The 20,142-nt window shown below is 67.1% G+C and carries 16 protein-coding genes and 1 tRNA gene; 13 read left to right on the forward strand and 4 right to left on the reverse strand.

Translation table 11 applies throughout. The features are described from left to right. The first annotated feature begins 560 nt into the window (after positions 1–560). From folP to ACVOK1_RS05800, 13 genes are all read left to right on the forward strand, one after another. The gene (gene folP, locus ACVOK1_RS05740; protein ID WP_481561394.1) at positions 561–1,457 is read left to right on the forward strand and encodes a dihydropteroate synthase; all 897 of its coding nucleotides are present in this window, start codon (positions 561–563) and stop codon (positions 1,455–1,457) included. After that, positions 1,457–2,410 (forward strand): tRNA (adenosine(37)-N6)-dimethylallyltransferase MiaA, encoded by a 954-nt coding sequence (miaA, locus tag ACVOK1_RS05745; RefSeq protein ID WP_481561395.1) that lies wholly within the window; start codon positions 1,457–1,459, stop codon positions 2,408–2,410. The genes folP and miaA overlap by 1 nt, the downstream gene beginning before the upstream one ends. A gap of 96 nt (positions 2,411–2,506) precedes the next feature. Beyond that, positions 2,507–2,785 (forward strand): RNA chaperone Hfq, encoded by a 279-nt coding sequence (gene hfq, locus ACVOK1_RS05750; protein ID WP_108768475.1) that lies wholly within the window; start codon positions 2,507–2,509, stop codon positions 2,783–2,785. Between the two features lie 14 nt (positions 2,786–2,799). Then, the gene (hflX, locus tag ACVOK1_RS05755; protein ID WP_481561396.1) at positions 2,800–4,110 is read left to right on the forward strand and encodes a ribosome rescue GTPase HflX; all 1,311 of its coding nucleotides are present in this window, start codon (positions 2,800–2,802) and stop codon (positions 4,108–4,110) included. Positions 4,111–4,606: 496 nt separating this feature from the next. After that, positions 4,607–5,914 (forward strand): MFS family transporter, encoded by a 1,308-nt coding sequence (locus ACVOK1_RS05760; RefSeq protein ID WP_108768477.1) that lies wholly within the window; start codon positions 4,607–4,609, stop codon positions 5,912–5,914. A 67-nt stretch (positions 5,915–5,981) separates the two neighbouring features. Continuing rightward, complete coding sequence (locus tag ACVOK1_RS05765; RefSeq protein WP_481561397.1) at positions 5,982–6,476, forward strand: CinA family protein; 495 nt, start codon at positions 5,982–5,984, stop codon at positions 6,474–6,476. Between the two features lie 35 nt (positions 6,477–6,511). Beyond that, the gene (gene ubiB / locus ACVOK1_RS05770) at positions 6,512–8,194 is read left to right on the forward strand and encodes a 2-polyprenylphenol 6-hydroxylase (RefSeq protein ID WP_481561398.1); all 1,683 of its coding nucleotides are present in this window, start codon (positions 6,512–6,514) and stop codon (positions 8,192–8,194) included. A 155-nt stretch (positions 8,195–8,349) separates the two neighbouring features. Then, positions 8,350–8,985 (forward strand): transcriptional repressor LexA, encoded by a 636-nt coding sequence (lexA, locus tag ACVOK1_RS05775; protein ID WP_079221455.1) that lies wholly within the window; start codon positions 8,350–8,352, stop codon positions 8,983–8,985. 218 nt (positions 8,986–9,203) lie between these two features. Beyond that, on the forward strand, positions 9,204–10,241 hold the full coding sequence (gene recA / locus ACVOK1_RS05780; protein ID WP_108768480.1) for a recombinase RecA: 1,038 nt from the start codon (positions 9,204–9,206) through the stop codon (positions 10,239–10,241). Positions 10,242–10,352: 111 nt separating this feature from the next. Continuing rightward, positions 10,353–10,841: a recombination regulator RecX gene (gene recX / locus ACVOK1_RS05785; protein WP_108768481.1), complete on the forward strand. Its 489-nt coding sequence runs from the start codon at positions 10,353–10,355 to the stop codon at positions 10,839–10,841. Positions 10,842–10,952: 111 nt separating this feature from the next. Next, on the forward strand, positions 10,953–13,601 hold the full coding sequence (alaS, locus tag ACVOK1_RS05790; RefSeq protein WP_108768482.1) for an alanine--tRNA ligase: 2,649 nt from the start codon (positions 10,953–10,955) through the stop codon (positions 13,599–13,601). Positions 13,602–13,752: 151 nt separating this feature from the next. Beyond that, positions 13,753–13,956 (forward strand): carbon storage regulator CsrA, encoded by a 204-nt coding sequence (gene csrA / locus ACVOK1_RS05795; protein WP_079221459.1) that lies wholly within the window; start codon positions 13,753–13,755, stop codon positions 13,954–13,956. Positions 13,957–14,034: 78 nt separating this feature from the next. Further along, a tRNA-Ser gene (locus ACVOK1_RS05800) sits at positions 14,035–14,127 on the forward strand. 80 nt (positions 14,128–14,207) lie between these two features. Here the strand turns inward: ACVOK1_RS05800 and ACVOK1_RS05805 are convergent. The 4 genes from ACVOK1_RS05805 to ACVOK1_RS05820 all read right to left on the reverse strand — a co-directional run bounded on the left by ACVOK1_RS05805 (position 14,208) and on the right by ACVOK1_RS05820 (position 20,085). Further along, positions 14,208–15,176: a DUF1684 domain-containing protein gene (locus tag ACVOK1_RS05805; RefSeq protein WP_481561399.1), complete on the reverse strand. Its 969-nt coding sequence runs from the start codon at positions 15,174–15,176 to the stop codon at positions 14,208–14,210. Positions 15,177–15,181: 5 nt separating this feature from the next. Beyond that, on the reverse strand, positions 15,182–18,196 hold the full coding sequence (locus tag ACVOK1_RS05810; RefSeq protein WP_481561400.1) for a TonB-dependent receptor domain-containing protein: 3,015 nt from the start codon (positions 18,194–18,196) through the stop codon (positions 15,182–15,184). A 107-nt stretch (positions 18,197–18,303) separates the two neighbouring features. After that, entirely contained in the window at positions 18,304–19,494 is a 1,191-nt protein-coding gene (locus tag ACVOK1_RS05815; RefSeq protein ID WP_481561401.1) for an OsmC family protein, read from the reverse strand. A gap of 159 nt (positions 19,495–19,653) precedes the next feature. Beyond that, on the reverse strand, positions 19,654–20,085 hold the full coding sequence (locus ACVOK1_RS05820) for a DUF4189 domain-containing protein (RefSeq protein ID WP_481561402.1): 432 nt from the start codon (positions 20,083–20,085) through the stop codon (positions 19,654–19,656). Positions 20,086–20,142 lie beyond the last annotated feature (57 nt).

Below are 20,142 nucleotides of genomic sequence, written 5' to 3' on the forward strand. Positions count from 1 at the left end.
GGGGGGGGGGGGGGGGGGGGGGGCCGCCCCCCCACCCCACTAGCCGCGGCGGGGGGGGGCCCGGCCCCCCCGGGCGCTCCCCCCCCCCCCCCCCCCCCCCCCCCCCCGCCCCACCTCTGACTGATCCCCGCGGCTGTTGGAACCTGCTGTTGGTGGGTGCCGACCGTTGGTCGGCACATCTGTCCGATATCGACATTCAAAATGGGGTCGGAGCGGCCAGTAGATCCACGCCATGCGTGGATGAAATCTGTCAGATATCGAAATTCATCCGGGGTCAGAGCCCGTTGCGCAGCAACGGGATCTGAACCCGTGCCCCGACAGCTCGCGAGAATCTGTCGAAGGCGGGGTGGGTCCAGTTGAGGGGGTGTGAGCGCCATGGATGGCGCGACCAAGCCCCCATGGATGGGTTCACGGCGTCCCCCTCAACCGGACCCTCCCCGGCAACCCACGGATAGCCAGCTTTGGCTGTTGCTGTCGCTTCGGCCGTTGCCGTTGCCTCTGCGGGTGCAGGGCGCAGCCCTGCCGCACTAAACTAGCCGCCGTTACCCGCAGGATTGCCCATGTTCGATATCTCCCCCCAGCTCGACTGCGCCGGCCGCATCCTGCGCCTGGACCGTGCCCGGGTCATGGGCATCGTCAACGTCACCCCGGATTCGTTCTCCGATGGTGGCGCCCACGACAGCACCGACGCCGCCGTGGCCCATGGCCTGAAGCTGGTGGAGGAGGGCGCCGACCTGCTCGATATCGGCGGCGAGTCGACCCGCCCGGGTGCCGCGCCGGTGTCGGTGGAAGAAGAACTGCAGCGCGTGCTGCCGGTGATCGAACAGCTTGCTGCGCGCACCACCGTGCCGATCAGCATCGACACCTTCAAGCCGGAGGTGATGCGCGCGTCCGTGGCGTCCGGCGCTGGCATGATCAACGACATCTTCGGCCTGCGTCAGGAAGGCGCGCTGGAGGCGGCCGCCGATACCGGGGTGCCGGTGGTGCTGATGCACATGCAGGGCGAGCCCGGCCACATGCAGGCCGACCCTCATTACGACGACGTGGTCGCCGAGGTCCACGGTTTCCTCGTGCAGCGCCTGTTTGCTGCCGAAATGGCCGGCATCGCCAAAAAGAATCTGCTGATCGACCTGGGCTTCGGCTTCGGCAAGACCACCGCGCACAACATGACCCTGCTGGCCCGTTCCGAGCGCTTCCTCGAGCTGGGCGTGCCGATGCTGGCCGGCCTGTCGCGCAAGCGCAGCCTGGGCGAGCTGACCGGCCGCGAGGTGGCGACCGAGCGCGTGGCCGCGTCGGTGGCGGCGCACCTGATCGCCGTGCAGCGCGGCGCCCGCATCGTGCGCGTGCATGACGTGGCCGCAACGGTCGATGCCCTGAAGATCTGGGAGGCCGTGGACGCGGTGCCCGCACCCCGCGTCGATGCCGCCCCGTCGATCCGCTGGCCGGACGAAGACTGATGGCTGTCGACCAGCGTCCGCTGGCGATCGCGGTGATGGGCCCGACCGCCAGTGGCAAGACCGCCACGGCGATCCGCCTGGCCCAGGAGTTGGACGGCGAGATCGTCAGCGTCGATTCGGCGCTGGTTTACCGTGGCCTGGACATCGGTTCGGCCAAGCCCGACGCCGTCGAGCGTGCGCAGGCACCGCATCACCTGCTGGATCTGCGCGATCCCTGGCAGACCTATTCGGCGGCCGAGTTCGCCGCTGATGCCGGCCGCGTGGTGGCCGACATCGTCGCCCGCGGCAAGACCCCGATCCTGGCTGGCGGCACCGGGCTGTATTTCCGTGCCCTGCTGCAGGGACTCTCGCCGATGCCCGAGGCCGACCCGGCAATGCGCGAGATGCTCAGTGCCGAGGCCGCCGAACGCGGTTGGGCCGCCCTGCATGCCGAGCTGGCGCAGGTCGACCCGGCCGCCGCCGCCCGCATCCACGCCACCGACCCGCAGCGCATCCAGCGGGCGCTGGAGGTCTACCGGCTGACCGGCACCCCGATCACTGAATGGCAGCGCCGCCCTGGTGTGGCGCCGTTGCCGGTGCGGACCCTGAAACTGATCCTCGCCCCGCGCGACCGGGCGGTGCTGCACCAGCGCATCGAGGCCCGTTTCGACGCCATGCTGGGGCAGGGCTTCCTGGACGAGGTCCGTACGCTGCGCACCCTGCCGCAGATGGCGGCCGTGCCCGCGCCGCTGGACCTGCCGGCGGTGCGCGCGGTCGGCTACCGCCAGGCCTGGGAATTCCTCGACGGGCAGGGCGACGCCGCCCGCTTCCGTGACAAGGCCATTTTCGCCACCCGGCAGCTGGCCAAGCGCCAGCTGACCTGGCTGCGTGGCGAGCTTGATGCCCGCTGGTTCGATCCCCATATCGACCACGAGCGCCTGTCCGGCGCGGTGTCGACCTTCGTCGCACGCTGAACCGCCGCCGGCCGTGTACCATCATGGGTCGGCGGGCGGCTCGGGGGCCGCGGCATCCGCCGGCAACCCAATAAGAACAATAATCAGGAGTTAGCAATGTCCAAGGGGCAATCGCTGCAGGATCCTTTCTTGAACGCACTGCGGCGCGAACGCGTGCCGGTTTCGGTGTACCTGGTCAACGGCATCAAGCTGCAGGGCACGATCGAATCGTTCGATCAGTTCGTGGTCCTGCTGCGCAACACCGTCAGCCAGATGGTCTACAAGCACGCCATTTCCACCGTGGTGCCGGCGCGTAACGTGAAGGTCGGGCCGGGTGGTGGCTACGTGCAGTCAGGTGAAACTGATGGTCAGGCGGGTGATGAAGCAGACGAGTAATTCCGGAGCGGTGAATGTTTGACCGCTCGAAAAAGGGCGAAAACGCCCTGTTGATCCAGCCCCATTTCGGCAAGCTGGAAGAAGACGTGCTGGAAGAGTTCGGTGATCTGGCCCGCTCGGCAGGGGCCAGCATCGCCGCCACCATCACCGCGCGCCTGGACCGTCCCAACCCGTCGACCCTGATCGGCAGCGGCAAGCTGGACGAGATCAAGGCCGCGGCTGACGCGACCGGCGCGGATCTGGTGCTGGTCAACCATTCGCTGAGCCCGGGCCAGGAACGCAACCTGGAACGGTTCCTGGAGCGCCGGGTGATCGACCGTACTGGCCTGATCCTGGACATCTTCGCCCAGCGTGCGCACAGCCACGAAGGCAAGCTGCAGGTCGAGCTGGCGCAGCTGCGCCACCTGGCCACGCGGCTGGTGCGCGGCTGGACCCACCTTGAGCGTCAGCGCGGCGGTTCGATCGGCCTGCGCGGCCCGGGTGAAACCCAGCTGGAAACCGACCGCCGCCTGCTGCAGAAGCGGGTGGAGCAGCTGCAGAAGCGGCTGGAAAAGGTTGAAACGCAGCGCACCCAGATGCGCCGCGCACGCCTGCGCAGCGAGCTGCCGCGCGTGGCCCTGGTTGGCTATACCAATGCCGGCAAGTCGACCCTGTTCAATGCGCTGACCGGTGCCGAGGCGTACGCCGCCGACCAGCTGTTCGCCACCCTGGACCCGACGGTGCGGCGCATCGCCGTGCCCGGCGGCAGCGTGGTGCTGGCCGATACCGTGGGCTTCGTGCGCGATCTGCCGCATGACCTGGTCGCCGCGTTCCGCTCGACCCTGTCCGAAGCGCGCGAGGCCGATTTCCTGCTGCACCTGGTCGACGCCGCCGATCCGCACCGCGAGGAGCGCATTGCCCAGGTCGACGAAGTCCTGACCGCCGTCGGTGCCGGTGACCTGCCGCAGCTGCTGGTGTTCAACAAGATCGACCGCATCGAGGGTGCCGAAGTGCGCCACGACGGCCAGGACGGCATCCCCGATCCCTCGCGCCGCGAGCGGGTCTGGATCTCGGCCCGTGACGGCGAAGGTCTGGAACTGCTGCAGAGCGTGCTGGGCAAGCGCCTGGGCCTGCAGCACGTCAGCGGCGAACTGCGTCTGCCGCCCAGCGCCGGCCGCCTGCGCGCGCGCCTGCACCAGCTGGAAGTGATCCGCAGCGAAGCGGCCGACGAAGACGGCTGGCTGCTGCAGGTCGACATCCCGATCGCCGAAGCCGAGAAGCTGGCCGCCAGCCCCGACGGCGGCCCGATCCGCGCCCTGCTGCCGGAAAAATTGCCGGAGTGGTAAACCAAGACGGGTGGGGTCAGAGCCCTTTGCTGCGCAAAGGGATCTGACCCCGTGCCGACCAACGGGCGGCACCCACCATCAGCAGCAGGTTCCGACAGATCGCGGGAAACTGTCGAAGGCGGGGTGGGTCCGGTTGAGGGGGTGTGAGCGGCATGGATGCCGCGACCAAGCCCCCATGGGTGAGGGCGATTTGCTTGCGAAGCACTGCTTCGCAATCACCCGAACGCACAGCCGCCAGCGGCTGGGCCGGACCCCGGAGGGGGGTTCACGGCGTCCCCGCAAACCCACAGTGCCACGCCATCCCACGGATAGCAGCATTTGACGTTGCCGTTGACGTTGATTGCAGCAGGTGCAGGGCTGCAAGCCCTGCTGGAACACTCCATATCGCACTCCCGGCCGATTACCGCACTCCAGCCGCCCGATAGTGCACACCCCCTCACGCCCGCCGGGCGGATGATCCGAAGGTCTGCCCCCACGGCACCCCGGAGTCCCTTCCATGTCCCACGTCAGCCCCGACGCACTCCCCCAGTACACCGCGGCGGAGAAACGCCACCGCGTGTTCGCCATCATGTCGGCCTCGTCCGGCAACCTGGTGGAATGGTTCGACTTCTACGTCTACGCCTTCTGCGCCATCTACTTCGCCGGCGCGTTCTTCCCCGCCTCCAACCCGACCGTGCAGCTGCTCAACACGGCAGGCGTGTTCGCCGCCGGCTTCCTGATGCGGCCCATCGGCGGCTGGCTGTTCGGCCGCATCGCTGATCGCCTTGGTCGCAAGAAATCGCTGCTGATCTCGGTCAGCATGATGTGCGGTGGCTCGCTGATGGTCGCCTGCCTGCCGACCTACGCCACCATCGGCGCGATGGCCCCGGTCCTGCTGCTGGTCGCGCGGCTCATCCAGGGCCTGTCGGTCGGCGGCGAGTACGGCACCACCGCCACCTACATGAGCGAGGTCGCCCTGCGTGGCCAGCGCGGCTTCTTCTCGTCTTTCCAGTACGTCACCCTCATCGGTGGCCAGCTGCTGGCGGTGCTGGTCATCGTCATCATGGAAGCGCTGCTGAGCGAGGCGGAAATCCGCGCCTGGGGCTGGCGCATCCCGTTCGTGCTCGGCGCCGTCGCCGCCGTGGTCGCGCTGCTGCTGCGCCGTACCCTGCATGAAACGCAGAGCGAGGCCGACCGCGATGACAAGGACGCCGGCAGCCTGTCCGCGCTGTTCCGTGACCACAAGGCCGCCTTCTTCACCGTGCTCGGCTATACCGCCGGCGGCTCGCTGATCTTCTACACCTTCACCACCTACATGCAGAAGTTCCTGGTCAACACGGTGCACCTGCCGATCAAGACCGCCAGCTACGTGATGACCGGCGCGCTGTTCCTCTACATGTGCATGCAGCCGCTGTTCGGCATGCTGTCCGACCGCATCGGCCGCCGCACCAGCATGATGCTGTTCGGTGCGCTGGGCGCGCTCACCACCGTGCCGATCCTGATCACCCTGCAGCACGTCAGCAGCCCGTGGGCAGCGTTCGGCTTGATCGTGCTGGCGCTGGCCATCGTCAGCTTCTACACCTCCATCTCCGGCATCGTGAAGGCGGAGATGTTCCCGCCGCAGGTGCGCGCGCTCGGCGTCGGCCTGGCGTATGCCATCGGCAACGCGATCTTCGGCGGCAGCGCCGAGTACGCCGCGCTGGGCCTGAAGAGCCTGGGCCATGAGCAGCTGTTCTTCTGGTACGTCACGGTGATGATGGTGGTGGCCTTCCTGGTCAGCCTGCGCCTGCCGCGCCAGGCCCGTTACCTGCACCATGACCACTGAGGGGAAGGGGAGGACAGCGCTGCCGATCTGCGGTACAAGATGACCGTTGCTACCTCGATCCATGCCGATGTCCTTCCCCTCCGACGCCGATCTCCATGCCCAGGCCACCGCGCTTGGGCAGCGCCTGCAGCAGGCCGCGCTGCAACTGGTCACCGCCGAAAGCTGCAGCGGTGGCTGGATCGCCAAGTGCATGACCGATATCGCCGGCTCCTCGGCGTTCTTCGACTGCGGCATGGTGGTCTACAGCTATGAAGCCAAGCAGCGCCTGCTGGGCGTGCGCGCGCAGACCCTGGAACAGTTCGGCGCGGTCAGCCGCGAGGCCGTGCTGGAAATGGTGTCCGGCGCGCTGATCAATTCCGGTGCAGGGATCGCGGTGGCGGTGACCGGCATCGCCGGGCCCGGCGGCGGCAGCCCGGACAAGCCGGTGGGCAGCGTCTGGATCGGCTGGAAGCGCCGCGGCGGCTATGCCCGCGCCGAGCTGTTCCAGTTCGACGGCGACCGCGAAGCCATACGGCGGCAGACCGTGGCAGCGGCATTGCACGGCATCGACGCCCAGCTGTGACATGCTGGCCCGGTATGGAACCGGAGTAGGCATCGATGTGGGAGACGCTGGGTACCGTCCGTGACCTGGGCCGGCTGCAGGAAATCGCGGCCGTCCTGATCCGCTACGGCTTCGGCGACGTGGTCCGGCGCATCGGCCTGGCCACCGTGCTCGAGCGCGCGGGCCGCCTGCTGCACTGGAACGAGGAAAGCCAGCAGATGCTGCGCATGACCGCACCGGTGCGCGTGCGCAGTGCCCTGCAGGATCTCGGCCCGACCTTCGTCAAGCTGGGCCAGGTGCTGGCCACCCGCGTCGACCTGCTGCCACCGGAATGGATTTCCGAGCTGTCCGAGCTGCAGAACGCGGTACCGGCGCTGCCGTACGCGGCCATCCGCGAGCAGCTGGAATCCGACCTGGGCGCGTCGCCGTCGCAGGTGTTCGCCTTCCTCGATGAAACCCCGATGGCCGCCGCCTCGCTGGCCCAGGCCCATCGCGCGCGCCTGCATGACGGCCGCGAGGTGGTGCTGAAGGTGCGCCGCCCGGGCATCCGTGACGTGGTGGAAGCCGACCTGCGCCTGCTGGCACGGCTGGCCGAGATCGTCGAAGCGCGCTTGCCCGACCTGCGCCGCTACCGCCCGGCCGAAGTGGTCCAGCAGTTCACCGTATCGCTGCGCCGCGAACTGGATTTCGCCGCCGAATGCCGCAACGCCGAGCGCATCGCCCGCAACTTCCAGGGGCGCGACGACATCCTGATTCCCGAAGTGCACTGGCAGTGGACCTGCGAGAGCCTGAACGTCCAGGATTTCGTCGACGGTATTCCCGGCCGCGATCTGGCCGGCGTCGATGCGGCCGGGCTGGACCGCCGTGAGCTGGCCCGGCGCGGTGCCGACATCGTGCTGAAGATGGTGCTGGAGGACGGCAGCTTCCACGCCGATCCGCACCCCGGCAACATCATCTACCTGCGCGACGGCCGCATTGGCGTGATCGATTTCGGCATGGTCGGTGCGCTGTCCGAAATGCGCCGCTTCCAGGTCGCACAGCTGCTGCATGGCCTGGTCGAACAGGACCCGCAGGGCGTGGCCGACGTCCTGCTGGACTGGGCCGGTGGCGTGGAAGTGGACGAGAACCGGCTGCAGCACGACATCAGCCAGTTCGTCGACCAGTACCGCGGCGTGCCGCTGAAGGACCTGCGCATCGGCCTGATGCTGGGCGACATCACCCAGCTGCTGCGCAGCTACAGCCTGACCCTGCCGGCCGACCTGGCGCTGATGATCAAGGCCTTCCTGACCCTGGAGGGCATGGGCCGCCAGCTCGACCCGGATTTCGACATGGCCAGCGCCGCCCGCCCGTTCCTGGAGCGGGTGGTGCTGCAGCGCTACGCCCCGCGTGCGCTGCTCAAGCGCGGCCGGCGCAGCCTGCTGGGCATGATCGACTTCGCAGGCGAACTGCCGCGCGACCTGCGCAAACTGGTCCAGGCCGCGCGCCGCGGACGCCTGCAGCTGAAGGTGGAAACCAGCGCGCTGCAGGGCTTCGGCGACCAGGTGAACCGCGCCGCCAACCGCCTGGTGATGGGCATTGTCACCGCCGCGCTGATCATCGGCTCGTCCATCGTCATGCACAGCGTCGGCGGCATCTCCAGCCGCTGGCTGCTGGCCCTGGGCGTCTGCGGCTTCGTCGGCGCCGGCTTCTGCGGCGTGTGGATCCTGTTCTCGATATGGAGAAGCGGTAAGCACGCGTAGGCAGGTGCACGAAGTGCGCCTGTCGCGGTTCCAAAGGAACCGCAGAATTGCGAAGCGATTCTGGTAGCGCCGGGCCATGCCCGGCGGCCCTTCCCGAAGCCCCGCGTCGCCCCGGGCACTTGCACACCCATCAGTTAGTAGTAATACTACTAACCATGGACCTGACCGACACCCAGCAGGCGATCCTGCAGTTGATCGCCGAGCGTATCGAGAGCGAAGGCGCACCGCCGTCGCAGACTGAAATCGCCCGCGCCTTCGGCTTCAAGGGCGTGCGCGCGGCCCAGTACCACCTGGAGGCCCTCGAGCAGGCCGGTGCGATCCGTCGCATCCCCGGCCAGGCCCGCGGCATCCGCCTGGTGCAGGCGCCGCCGATCGAGAAGCTGGCCGAGCCGGGCCTGCCCGACAGCGTCCTGCGCCTACCGGTGCTGGGCCGTGTCGCCGCCGGCCTGCCGATCGGCGCCGACATCGGATCGGACGACTTCGTGGTGCTGGACCGGGTGTTTTTCTCGCCGGCACCGGATTACCTGCTGAAGGTGCAGGGCGATTCGATGATCGACGAGGGCATCTTCGACGGTGACCTGATCGGCGTGCACCGCACCCGCGACGCCCACTCCGGGCAGATCGTGGTGGCTCGCATCGACGACGAGATCACCGTCAAGCTGCTGAAGATCGCCAAGGACCGCATCCGCCTGTTGCCGCGCAACCCCGACTACAAGCCGATCGAGGTCCTGCCCGACCAGGATTTCGCGATCGAGGGCCTGTACTGCGGCCTGCTGCGGCCCAACCGCTGAGCCCCTGGCAGCAGTCCTGTTCCACCAGCATTACCCCGCGGTCTTTTGTGGCGATTCTCTGGTTCCACTGAGGTTGGTACGGATGTCCGATAATTCTTTTCTGAGCGCCGGGCAGAATCTCAGCCTGTGCGATACATCCGACTTAAAGTGAACCCATGGCAAAGAAGACCCCCAAAGACAGCACCCCCAACGACATGACCTCTGCTAGGAGCAACACGATGGACGAGAACAAAAAGCGCGCATTGGCTGCTGCTCTGGGCCAGATCGAAAAGCAGTTCGGCAAGGGCTCGGTGATGCGCATGGGCGACCGCGTGGTCGAACCCGTCGAAGCCATCCCGACCGGCTCGCTGATGCTCGACATCGCACTGGGCATCGGCGGTCTGCCGAAGGGTCGTGTCGTTGAAATCTACGGTCCGGAGTCGTCGGGCAAGACCACCCTGACCCTGCAGGCCATCGCCGAATGCCAGAAGATGGGCGGCACCGCTGCCTTCATCGACGCCGAGCACGCGCTGGACCCGATCTACGCCGCCAAGCTGGGCGTGAACGTGGACGACCTGCTGCTGTCGCAGCCGGATACCGGTGAGCAGGCGCTGGAAATCGCCGACATGCTGGTCCGTTCGGGTTCGGTGGACATCCTGGTGGTCGACTCGGTCGCCGCGCTGACCCCCAAGGCCGAAATCGAAGGCGAAATGGGTGACCAGCTGCCGGGCCTGCAGGCCCGCCTGATGAGCCAGGCCCTGCGCAAGCTGACCGGCAACATCAAGCGCTCCAACACCCTGGTGGTCTTCATCAACCAGCTGCGCATGAAGATCGGCGTGATGATGCCGGGCCAGAGCCCGGAAGTGACCACCGGCGGCAACGCGCTGAAGTTCTACGCCTCGGTGCGCCTGGACATCCGCCGTATCGGCGCGATCAAGAAGGGCGACGAGATCATCGGCAACCAGACCAAGATCAAGGTCGTCAAGAACAAGCTGGCGCCCCCGTTCAAGCAGGTCATCACCGAGATCCTGTACGGCGAAGGCATCAGCCGCGAAGGCGAGCTGATCGACATGGGCGTGGAAGCCAAGCTGGTCGAGAAGGCCGGTGCCTGGTACAGCTACGGTGAAGAGCGCATCGGCCAGGGCAAGGACAACGCCCGCGGTTACCTGCGCGACAACCCGACCGTTGCCGCCAAGCTCGAAGCCGAGCTGCGCGAGAAGTTCCAGCCATCCGAAGCCGCCCGCGAGGAAGGCGACGACGACGGCGACGACGAGTAAGACTTGCTGTGGGGCAGAGCGGCGCCGTCAGTGACGTTGCCCTGTCCCGCAGGTTCGAACCGCCCACGGACGGGCAGGGTGCCAGGGACGGCGCCACCCTTGGAGTAAGCAATGTCCGATGCCGACGCCCCCACCGGCCGCAAGCGCCGGCCGCGCGAACAGACCCCCGTACAGCGAGCCCTGGGCCTGCTGGTGCGGCGTGAGCATTCGCGCAAGGAGCTGACCCGAAAGCTGACCGCCCGAGGCATCGAGGGCGAGGCGGCCGAGGCCGCCGTGGCCAAGCTGACCGAGGCCGGCTGGCAGGACGACACGCGCTTTGCGGAGAATCTCGTCCGGATGCGTGCCAACACCGGCTATGGGCCCATCCACGTCCGTGCCGAGCTCGGCACTCACGGGCTGGACAGTGCCGCCATTGCCGCTGCCATGGACACCTACGAAGGCGACTGGCAGGAAAACGCCCGCGATCTGGTCCGCCGCCGCTTCGGCGAGGACGGCCCGCAGGACCTGGCACAGCGGCGCAAGGCCGCCGATCTGCTGGCCCGGCGGGGCTTCGACGGGGACACCATCCGCCGCGCGACCCGCTTCGACCCGGATGACTGAGACTGGCGGCGCCGGGCCTGATACCCTTTAGGTTTTCGGCGGTCCGTTACGACCCTGGCCAGTGAGGCCGGCGGTTCGGGGCTGCCGGCCCGCACACTGCCAGCCCCCTCAATGAACGCACCCGCCAAATTCACGACTTCCCAGATCCGTAGCGATTTCCTTGAGTTCTTCAAGGGCAAAGGCCACACCATCGTGCCGTCGGCGCCGCTGGTGCCGGGCAATGATCCGACCCTGCTGTTCACCAACTCGGGCATGGTCCAGTTCAAGGACGTGTTCCTGGGCGCGGAAAAGCGCAGCTACGTGCGCGCGGCCGACGTCCAGCGCTGCCTGCGCGCCGGTGGCAAGCACAACGATCTCGACCAGGTCGGTTACACCGCGCGTCACCACACCTTCTTCGAAATGCTGGGCAACTGGTCCTTCGGTGATTACTTCAAGAAGGACGCCATCGCCTGGGCATGGGAACTGCTGACCCAGGTCTGGAAGCTGCCGGCCGAGCGCCTGCTGGTCACCGTCTACCAGACCGATGACGAGGCCTACGCGCTGTGGCGCGACATGGTCGGCATCCCGGAAGAGCGCATCGTGCGCATCGGCGACAACAAGGGCGCCCCGTACGCCTCGGACAACTTCTGGCAGATGGCCGACACCGGCCCCTGCGGCCCGTGCACCGAGATCTTCTACGACCACGGCGACCACATCGCCGGCGGCCCCCCGGGTTCGCCGGATGAAGACGGTGACCGCTTCATCGAGATCTGGAACCTGGTGTTCATGCAGTTCGACCGCCAGACCGACGGCACCCTGGTGCCGCTGCCGGCACCGTGCGTGGACACCGGCATGGGCCTGGAGCGCCTGGCGGCGATCCTGCAGCACGTGCACACCAACTACGAGATCGACCTGTTCCAGGCGCTGATCCGCAAGGCTTCCGAGCTGACCGGCATGGCCGACCTGGAGAACAAGTCGCTGCGCGTGATCGCCGACCATATCCGCGCCTGCTCGTTCCTGATCGTCGATGGCGTGCTGCCGTCCAACGAAGGCCGCGGCTACGTGCTGCGCCGTATCATCCGCCGCGCCCTGCGCCACGGCTGGATGCTGGGCGTGCGCCAGCCGTTCTTCAGCAAGCTGGTGCCGACCCTGGTCGAGCTGATGGGCGAGGCCTACCCGGAACTGCCGGCCCAGGCCGACACCGTGGTCCGTGCGCTGCAGGCCGAGGAAGAGCGTTTCGCTGAAACCCTCGACGCCGGCATGAAGATCTTCGAGGACGTTGCAGCCAAGGCCAGCAATGGCGTGATCCCCGGCGTCGACGCGTTCCGCCTGTACGACACCTACGGCTTCCCGCTGGACCTGACCCAGGACATCGCCCGCGAGCGCGAGCTGACCGTTGATACCGACGGCTTCGATGCGGCGATGGAGCAGCAGCGCGAGACCGCGCGTGCCGCCGGCAAGTTCGGTGGCGGCGTGACCCTGCCGGCCGAGCTGGTGGCGACCCTGACCCCGACCCTGTTCCTGGGCTACGACCGCCTGCAGGCTGACGGCCTGACCGTGCTGGCCCTGCTGAAGGACGGCCGTCCGGCGCAGTCGGCCGAGGCCGGCGACGCCGTGATCGTCATCACCAACCAGACCCCGTTCTACGCCGAATCCGGCGGCCAGGTCGGTGATACCGGCGTACTGGCGGGCAACGGCGTGCGCCTGGTGGTCAGCGACACCCAGAAGTTCGCGGGCCAGTTCCATGGCCACGTCGGCACTTTGTCCGAAGGCGGCCTGAAGGTCGGCGACGTGCTGTCCGGCCAGGTCGATGGCGAGCGCCGCGGCGCTACCATCCTCAACCACTCGGCCACCCACCTGCTGCATGCCGCCCTGCGCGAAGTGCTCGGCACCCACGTGCAGCAGAAGGGTTCGCTGGTCGCACCGGACCGCCTGCGTTTCGACTTCTCGCACTTCCAGTCGATCAGCGCCGAAGAACTGGCCGTGATCGAGCGCAAGGTCAACCAGCAGGTGCGCGCCAACAACGCCGCCGAAGTGCACAACATGGGCATGCAGGAAGCGCTGGACTTCGGCGCGATGGCCCTGTTCGGCGAGAAGTACGGCGAGAACGTGCGCGTGCTGAAGATGGGTGACTACTCCACCGAACTGTGTGGCGGTACCCACGTCAGCCGCACCGGCGACATCGGTCTGTTCAAGATCACTTCCGAAGGCGGTGTCTCGGCCGGCGTGCGTCGCATCGAGGCGGTCACCGGCCAGGGCGCCCTGGATTATGTGGCGGCCGAAGAGGCCCGCCTGGCCGAAGCAGCCGAACTGCTGGGTGGCAGCGCCGCCGACGTGGTCGAGAAGATCCGCGCCCTGGGCCTGCGCCAGAAGCAGCTCGAGCGTGAGCTGGAGGCCGTGAAGGCCAAGGTCGCCGCCGGCGCTACCGCCGATCTCTCCGGCCAGGCCGTCGAGGTTGCCGGTGTGAAGGTGCTGGCCGCCCGCCTGGAAGGCTTTGACGCCAAGGCCCTGCGTGATGCCATGGACCGCCTGAAGCAGCAGCTGGGCAACGCCGTGATCGTGCTGGCCGGCACCCAGGACGGCAAGGCCGCGCTGGTCGCGGGCGTGAACGGCAGTGCAATGGGCAAGGTCAAGGCCGGGGAACTGTTGTCCCATATCGCCAGTCAGATCGGGGGCAAGGGCGGCGGACGCCCGGACCTCGCCCAGGGTGGTGGCGAGGACGGGCCCGCCCTTGCTACCGCTCTGGCCGCGGTTGTCGAATGGGTCAGCCCCCGCCTGTGATGTGAACCCCTGCCGTCCCCCTCCTTGTAGGAGCGGGACGGCTGACGGTACCATTGCGAAATCTTTTCCCTTTGTCGTGGGGACGCTTCTTGACGGAGCGTCAAGCCGGTGGGGGATACCCTTCCACACGGTTCCATGGAGACTTACTAAAATGTTGATCTTGACTCGCCGCGTCGGCGAAACCCTGATGATCGGAGACTCGGTGAGCGTCACCGTGCTCGGCGTCAAGGGCAACCAGGTGCGCATCGGTATCACCGCGCCGAAGGACGTTGCTGTGCATCGCGAAGAGATCTACCAGCGCATCCAGCGTGGTGACGAAGCCGGCAGCACCGGAAGTGAAAATTCCGGCGAATAAAGCTTTACCTTCGCGTCTGATTAACGTTATGATTCACGCCCCGCTGAGGTGCACCGCACCAGACGCGGAGAAAACCCCGGAGCGATGCCCGAGTGGCTGAAGGGGCTCCCCTGCTAAGGGAGTATAGGGTCAAAAGCTCTATCGAGGGTTCGAATCCCTCTCGCTCCGCCAGATACAAGAAAGCGCCCGCAGATCTTCGACTTGCGGGCGTTTTTCGTTGTGCGTGATTGGTGCGGAACGGCAGTTGCCGATCAATCGTGGGACGCGGAATATTTCCGTTCGCCAGAAAGCACTGCCAGCCGAACGAGCGTGTGGTCTGCATCCTGCTGCGCGAGCCGGTTCTCCGGCGGCGGCAGTGGGCACGTTGCGAATTCGGTGTACGCGCACGGTGGGTTGTAGGCGCGATTGAAATCGAGCGCGACCGAACCATCCGCGGCGACCGCATCGGTGCGCAGGTAGCGACCGACACCATAGGTCTGCCGGCCCGTCGTCTGATCCTGGAACATCAGGTTCAGTCCTTTGGCCGGATCGCCCAATGCTTCCAGCCTCCACTGTCGACCCTCTTTTTCAAAGAGGACGTACCCAGGATTGGGCGTGTCGGTGACCTCGCCGATGACACTGGCAATGGGCAGCGTCCTGCCGGCAGGGTGTGGCACGAAGCGCGCCTGCAGCCGCCAGCCTTCGTCTGCAGGGAAGAAATCAAGACCGGAAAAGGCCTGGCGAGCCGGTGCATCGGCATGCCGGACCCGCAGCGCAAGGCGTTGGCCACGGCGGATCACACTGATTTTTCCCTTGCCGTCGTCATAGGTGAGCGTGGTGCCACCGCCAGGGCCCTCCGGCGCCAGGCGAGTGCTGCCCAGCACCGGTGTGCCTTCCGTGGTAACGGCCACGCCATCGGCAGGCTGGAAGAACACGGCGTCGCCACGCTGCTCGATCTGGCCCAGGCGAGCGGGTGCAATGGCCAGCCGGATGTCGTTGTCCTCGCTTCCCCCCACGCGTTGCGTACCGGCTTCCAGCCAGTGCAGACCGGTGAGGCTGGTCCAGCCATCCGGCTTGCCCAGGTCAGCGGCGCGCCGGCGCACCCAGTCGGCGTGTTCTTCCTGGAACGCCGACGCTGTGGGGGTTCCGGTAGCGGCCTGTGCATCCACGGGTTGCCGTGGGCTGCACGCGGTAACGCCCAGTGTCGCCGCAAGCAGGAACGCGAGGGGCAGTCTCTTCATGCGGTTCACCAGTTCTTTGAAATGCCGAGGTGGATGTAGCGCCCGTAGGTCTCGTGCAGCGCGCTCAGGTAATTGCCCGAGGCGTTGAGGGGCGGCTCTTTGTTGAACAGGTTGCGCGCTCCCACTTCCACGGCGGCGCCCTGCAGCAGCCCCGCGTGGAACTCCTTTTTCACCGACAAGGCCCAGCGCTGGGTGGAGGCGACCACGTACGGCCGGCCATCGGCGTACGCGCCGGCCCTGACACTGTCGATGTAGTCGTCGCGCAGCCGCACGGTCCAGTCCTGCAGGTTCCAGATCAAGGTGGCGCTGGCCCGCCACTCCGGCTTTGCCCCGTTGATGCCGACTTCGTTGGCCGCACCAAGGTCGGGCGCGATGATGTTCAACGCGCCGCGGGCGATCGCGGCGGCGACCTCCTGCACTTCGGCCGGCTTCTGCTGGGTGTACTCCTTCAACTGGCTGACGCTGACCAGCAGCGCGAAGCGCCCCCATGCGGTGTCCGGCAGCCGCCAGTTGAAGTTGTAATCCATGCCGGAGGCCGTCAGCGGACTGCGGTTCTGGTAGCGGTTGTAGATGTTGGTGACCACGCCGGCCGGCTCAAGCCCGGTGCCCGCGAACAGGGCGATGTCTTCTGCAGTTGCCTGCGCACGCACGACGTTGGGGTTGCTGCTGCCTTCGACGACACGCAGGTAGGCGTCGTAGAGCAGTTCCTCGCCCATGGTGCTGATCGGGTTCTCGACCTTCACCCGCCACGTGTCCACGCTCAGGCTGATCGAGCCGAAGCGTTCGGGCAGGAAGCGTGGCTCGAACACGGCGCCCCAGGAAGACTGTCGCGTCGTTTCCGGTTTGACGTCATCGCCGTAGGAGGTCACCGAGCTGACCGATGGCTTGACCGCCGAACCACTGCTGTAAGCGTTGAGGCAGGCGCTGTAGTTCGGCTGTGCACCCTTGGCGATGAGTGCATGGCAGCGGATGGCGTCGTTGTTGAAGCCGAACCCGTAGGTGGGCGGTGAATTGACCAGTTCCAGCCCCGGCGCGCGGAAGCCGCCACTGACCGAGCCGCGCAGCAGCAGGCTGTCATTGACCTTCCACGCAGCGGCCAGCTTCGGCTTGGCGACCTTGCCGGCGTCGCTGTAGTCCTCCCAGCGCGCAGCCACCTGCAGGTCCAGCGATTGCACCAGCGGCACGCCCTGCGCGGCGGACACCAGGGGGATGGCCAGTTCGACCAGCGCGGAGGTGACGTTGCGGCTGCCATGCACGTCAGGCCGCGGACTGTGGGTGAAGAAATTGCTGGGCGCTACCGTTCCGGTGTACCAGTCGGTATAGGGGTGGCTGCCATCGATGTTCCCATCGCGGTCATCGCTGCGGCTTTCGTAACGGTACTCCACGCCGGCCGCCACGCCGATGTCGCCGGCATACCACGTCAGTAGATCGGAGCGGTCGATCTTGAAATCCCACAACGCCAGCTCGCTGGTGCCTACGCGCGTCGCCTCGCCAATGAACGAGGAGGTGTCATAGGGCGTGGCATCGCCAACCCGGATGCTGGCGGGATCACCGCCCCTGAACGGATTGTAGGCACTGGCATCGGTGCGGTTCACCGCCTCGATGAAGGCATCGGTGAGTCCGCCCTGCTGCACATCGGTGCTGCGCGCGCGTGAGTACAGCAGTGCGCTCTCCCAGTTCCAGCCGCCTTCGGTCCAGCCACGCACGCCCAGCAGGACGCGCGACTGCTCGTTGTCGACCGTGACGCGGCGGATCCCCGAATCGGCGAACTGATAGTTCAGCAGTCGGATCGCATCGGCACCGCGCAGCGCTTCCGGAACCCAGTAGGCGTCGGGACGGATATGCAGCAGGAAGCCCTCGCCGCCGAAGCCGGACTCACTGCTCACCCACGACTCGGACCTGGCCCGGTAATAGGCCAGCTCGCCGAACAGCTGCAGCGAGTCGTTGATGTCGAACCGGCCGCTGGCGAACACATTGCCCTTGCGGATGGCGGGCGCCGAGGTGATGCCCGGCTCGGCGGCCGAGTCATAGTGGTAGCGGGTCGGCACCGTACCGGAGACGAGTGCGCCGGTCGCAGGATCGATGCTCCAGCTGCCGGTGCGCCTGCCATTGGCATAGGTATCGAAGTGGCCCCACGGCGTCCGCGTGCTGAAGCCGGTGCTGCCGTTCGGGTCGGGCACGCTGGTGCCATCTCCCAGCGGACGACGACCATCGGTCGCCGTGAACCAGGCGTCGGAGTTGCGCTGCGCCGTCCGCGTGGAAAATCCGTAGAGCAGCGAGATGTTGCCGCGTCCATCGGCGAAGTCGCTGCCCAGGTAGCCATCCAGCGAGACGTCCTCACGATGGCCGTCGGACACCTTGCCGTAGTCCAGGCGGACGCCGCCGCCGTTCTGCAGGTTGGCCGGCGTCACCAGGTCGACCACGCCCGCCACCGCGTCGGAGCCGTAGATGGAGGCTGCGCCGTCAAGCAGCAGGTTGATGCGTTCCAGGCCGAAGGTCGGGATGGCATTGGCGTTGTAGGTCGTATCGTCGCCGCTGTTGCTGATGGGGTGCTGGACGGTGCGCCGGCCGTTGACCAGCAGCAGTGTGTACTTCGCGCCGAGGTTGCGCAGGTTGATGGAGCCGACGTCGCCACGGGCGACATTCGAATTGCGCCCGGCGTTGGTGGTGCCTTTCTCGGTGACGGCGACGTCGCCAAACTGCGGCAGGCTGCGGAACAGCTCGTTGCCGTTGGTGGCGCCGGTCGATTCGATCTGTTCGCGGTCCACCGCCACCACCGGCAGCGCTGCCTGGGCGCCACCGCCGGCAATCTGCGAGCCGAGGACGGAGACCTTGTCGAGCAGGCGTGCATTGCCCTCATGCGCGTGCACGGCGGAGGCCTGCTTCTCCTCGGCGGCCTCTGCCGCGGGCGCAAGCAGGGTGCACAGCGCCAGGGCCAGGTGGCGGCGGCGCGCTCGCTGCGGGCGCAGGTTGTACCACGGGCGTTGCATGCTCGAATGCGAGCGCAGGACGAGCTTCATCGAATATCCCCAGAGAAATGCTGACAACCGGAGTGAAGGGGCGTCTCCCGGGCCGCTGTGGGCCGGGGAGATCGCCACCGCAAGGTCAACCCATGCAGCGCCTGCGGCTACTGCGCGGCGTCGGCGTAGGGACCGCGAACGATGCGGCCTTCGAGCTTCTGCTCGTCCTTGACCAGGTTGTAGAGCGGGCAGGTGGCCTCGACCGACTGCCGGAGGGCATCGATCTCCTGGGCCGATGCAGGCGACTCGATGCGCACGCGATAGCGGATGCCGCTGTAGCGTGCCGGCGTGGTGACGCCCTTGCCGAAGCGCGGGCTCAGTTGACCATCAACGGTCAGCTCCAGCGAGTCCAGCAACACGTTGCGGGAGGCTGCCTGCACTTCGAAGATGTGGGTCAGGCAGGTGCCGGTGACGCCCAGCAGGTGCTCCTCCACCGTGGGTGCCAGGCCGTAGCCAAGCAGCCCCGGCGCACTGTCATGCAGCTGCTGGTGGTAGCCATCCTTGCCCAGGAAAACACGGCGCAGGCCGGTGTGGGGTTCGACGTGGGCGCGGGCGACCAAGGTCTCCGGTTCCCTCGGTGCATCCTTCGCATCGCGTGGCGCCTGCCGGGCGAGTACCGCCGGACGCTTCTCCTCGGTGATGAAATCGCGCAGGCCGGGGGGCAGCTTCGGATCGCGCGTGGAAGAGCTGTGGACGTAGTCCACGTCGGCGTGGCTGACCTGCTGTGGTCGCGTCACTAGGTCGATCGCCGAGGAATTCTCGTGCACCGCGCGCTTCAGCGCCTGCAGCTGTGCATCGGTTGCCGGCGAATCGATGTAGACGACGTAGGAGAGGTTGTTGGGATAGGCCAGGCTCGCGCTCTTGCGCTCCGGAATGCTGGTGAACACCACATCCAGCGCATCCAGCGGAATGTCCTGCACCGCCGCCTGCACGACGTACTCGTCAGCCACCGAGCTGGCGAGCGTGCCGACCAGCGAGTCCCAGGAGCCTGCACCCAGGTTGTAGCCGGCGTAGTCCCGGCCGCTGTCACTGATGTACTGGAACTCGCCGGTTGGCCCGATGCGCAGGCGCCTGACACCCGAGCGGCTCTCGGCAGTCACCTTGGCATGGATGGTGGTCGGGACTGCAGGCTGCGCTGACTGCGCCTGGATGGCCGCGCGCTTGGCAGCGACATAGGCGCGCAGCGGAGAGACCGCAACTTCAGCGGTAACCGCGCCGGGCGCGGAGAGCAACAGCAGGGAGGACAGCGCGGCGGCGCCGATGAACGTCAACGCGGTCCGGGGGCGGGCGAGGGACATGGAAGGAATGGGCTCCGAGGGCGAACATGAACGAGTGCCCACTGTTTCACGTCGGATCGCCCCGGCTAAATAACGCTTGGCCATTCCCATATACGCGCCCGCGCCAGCCACCCAACGTCATCGACGCTGGGCCGCTGTCTCGCCGATCAAAAACCGGTACTAGTAAATGCGGCGGGGCTCCGGAACCGGTGCCGGTGCCGGTGCACCGGGGTGCCACGGCCGCTCGATCACCTGCGACGGCTGCTCGCGCCACATCACCGCCAGCGTGCAGTCGTTGGCGCGTTCCCGGCACATCTTTTCTGCCTTGCGCTGCGCGGCTTCCGGACTGGCCGCGGCCAGGGCGAAGCCCATGGACACCGTTCCGGTGAAGATGGCCGAGTAGCCCTCTCCGGTGGCGACGGCCGACTGCCCGCAGTTGCGGGAGCGGGCGGCACAGTACTTCACCGCGTTCTGCATCGAGGTGCTCACCGTCGCCTGGTTCATCGAGTAGCCGTAGGCGCCATCTGCATCGTAGGCAATGGCCGAGGCCGCGCCTGCAGTGGACGAAACGCCCAACAGCAGCGCACAGGAAATTGCATGCATCCAGTTCATTGAATCCTCCTTTTCGTCGATGGTTGACCGAAGGGGTAACGGTAATCAAGCCTGTCG

Source organism: Stenotrophomonas sp. STEN087 (assembly GCF_056759115.1).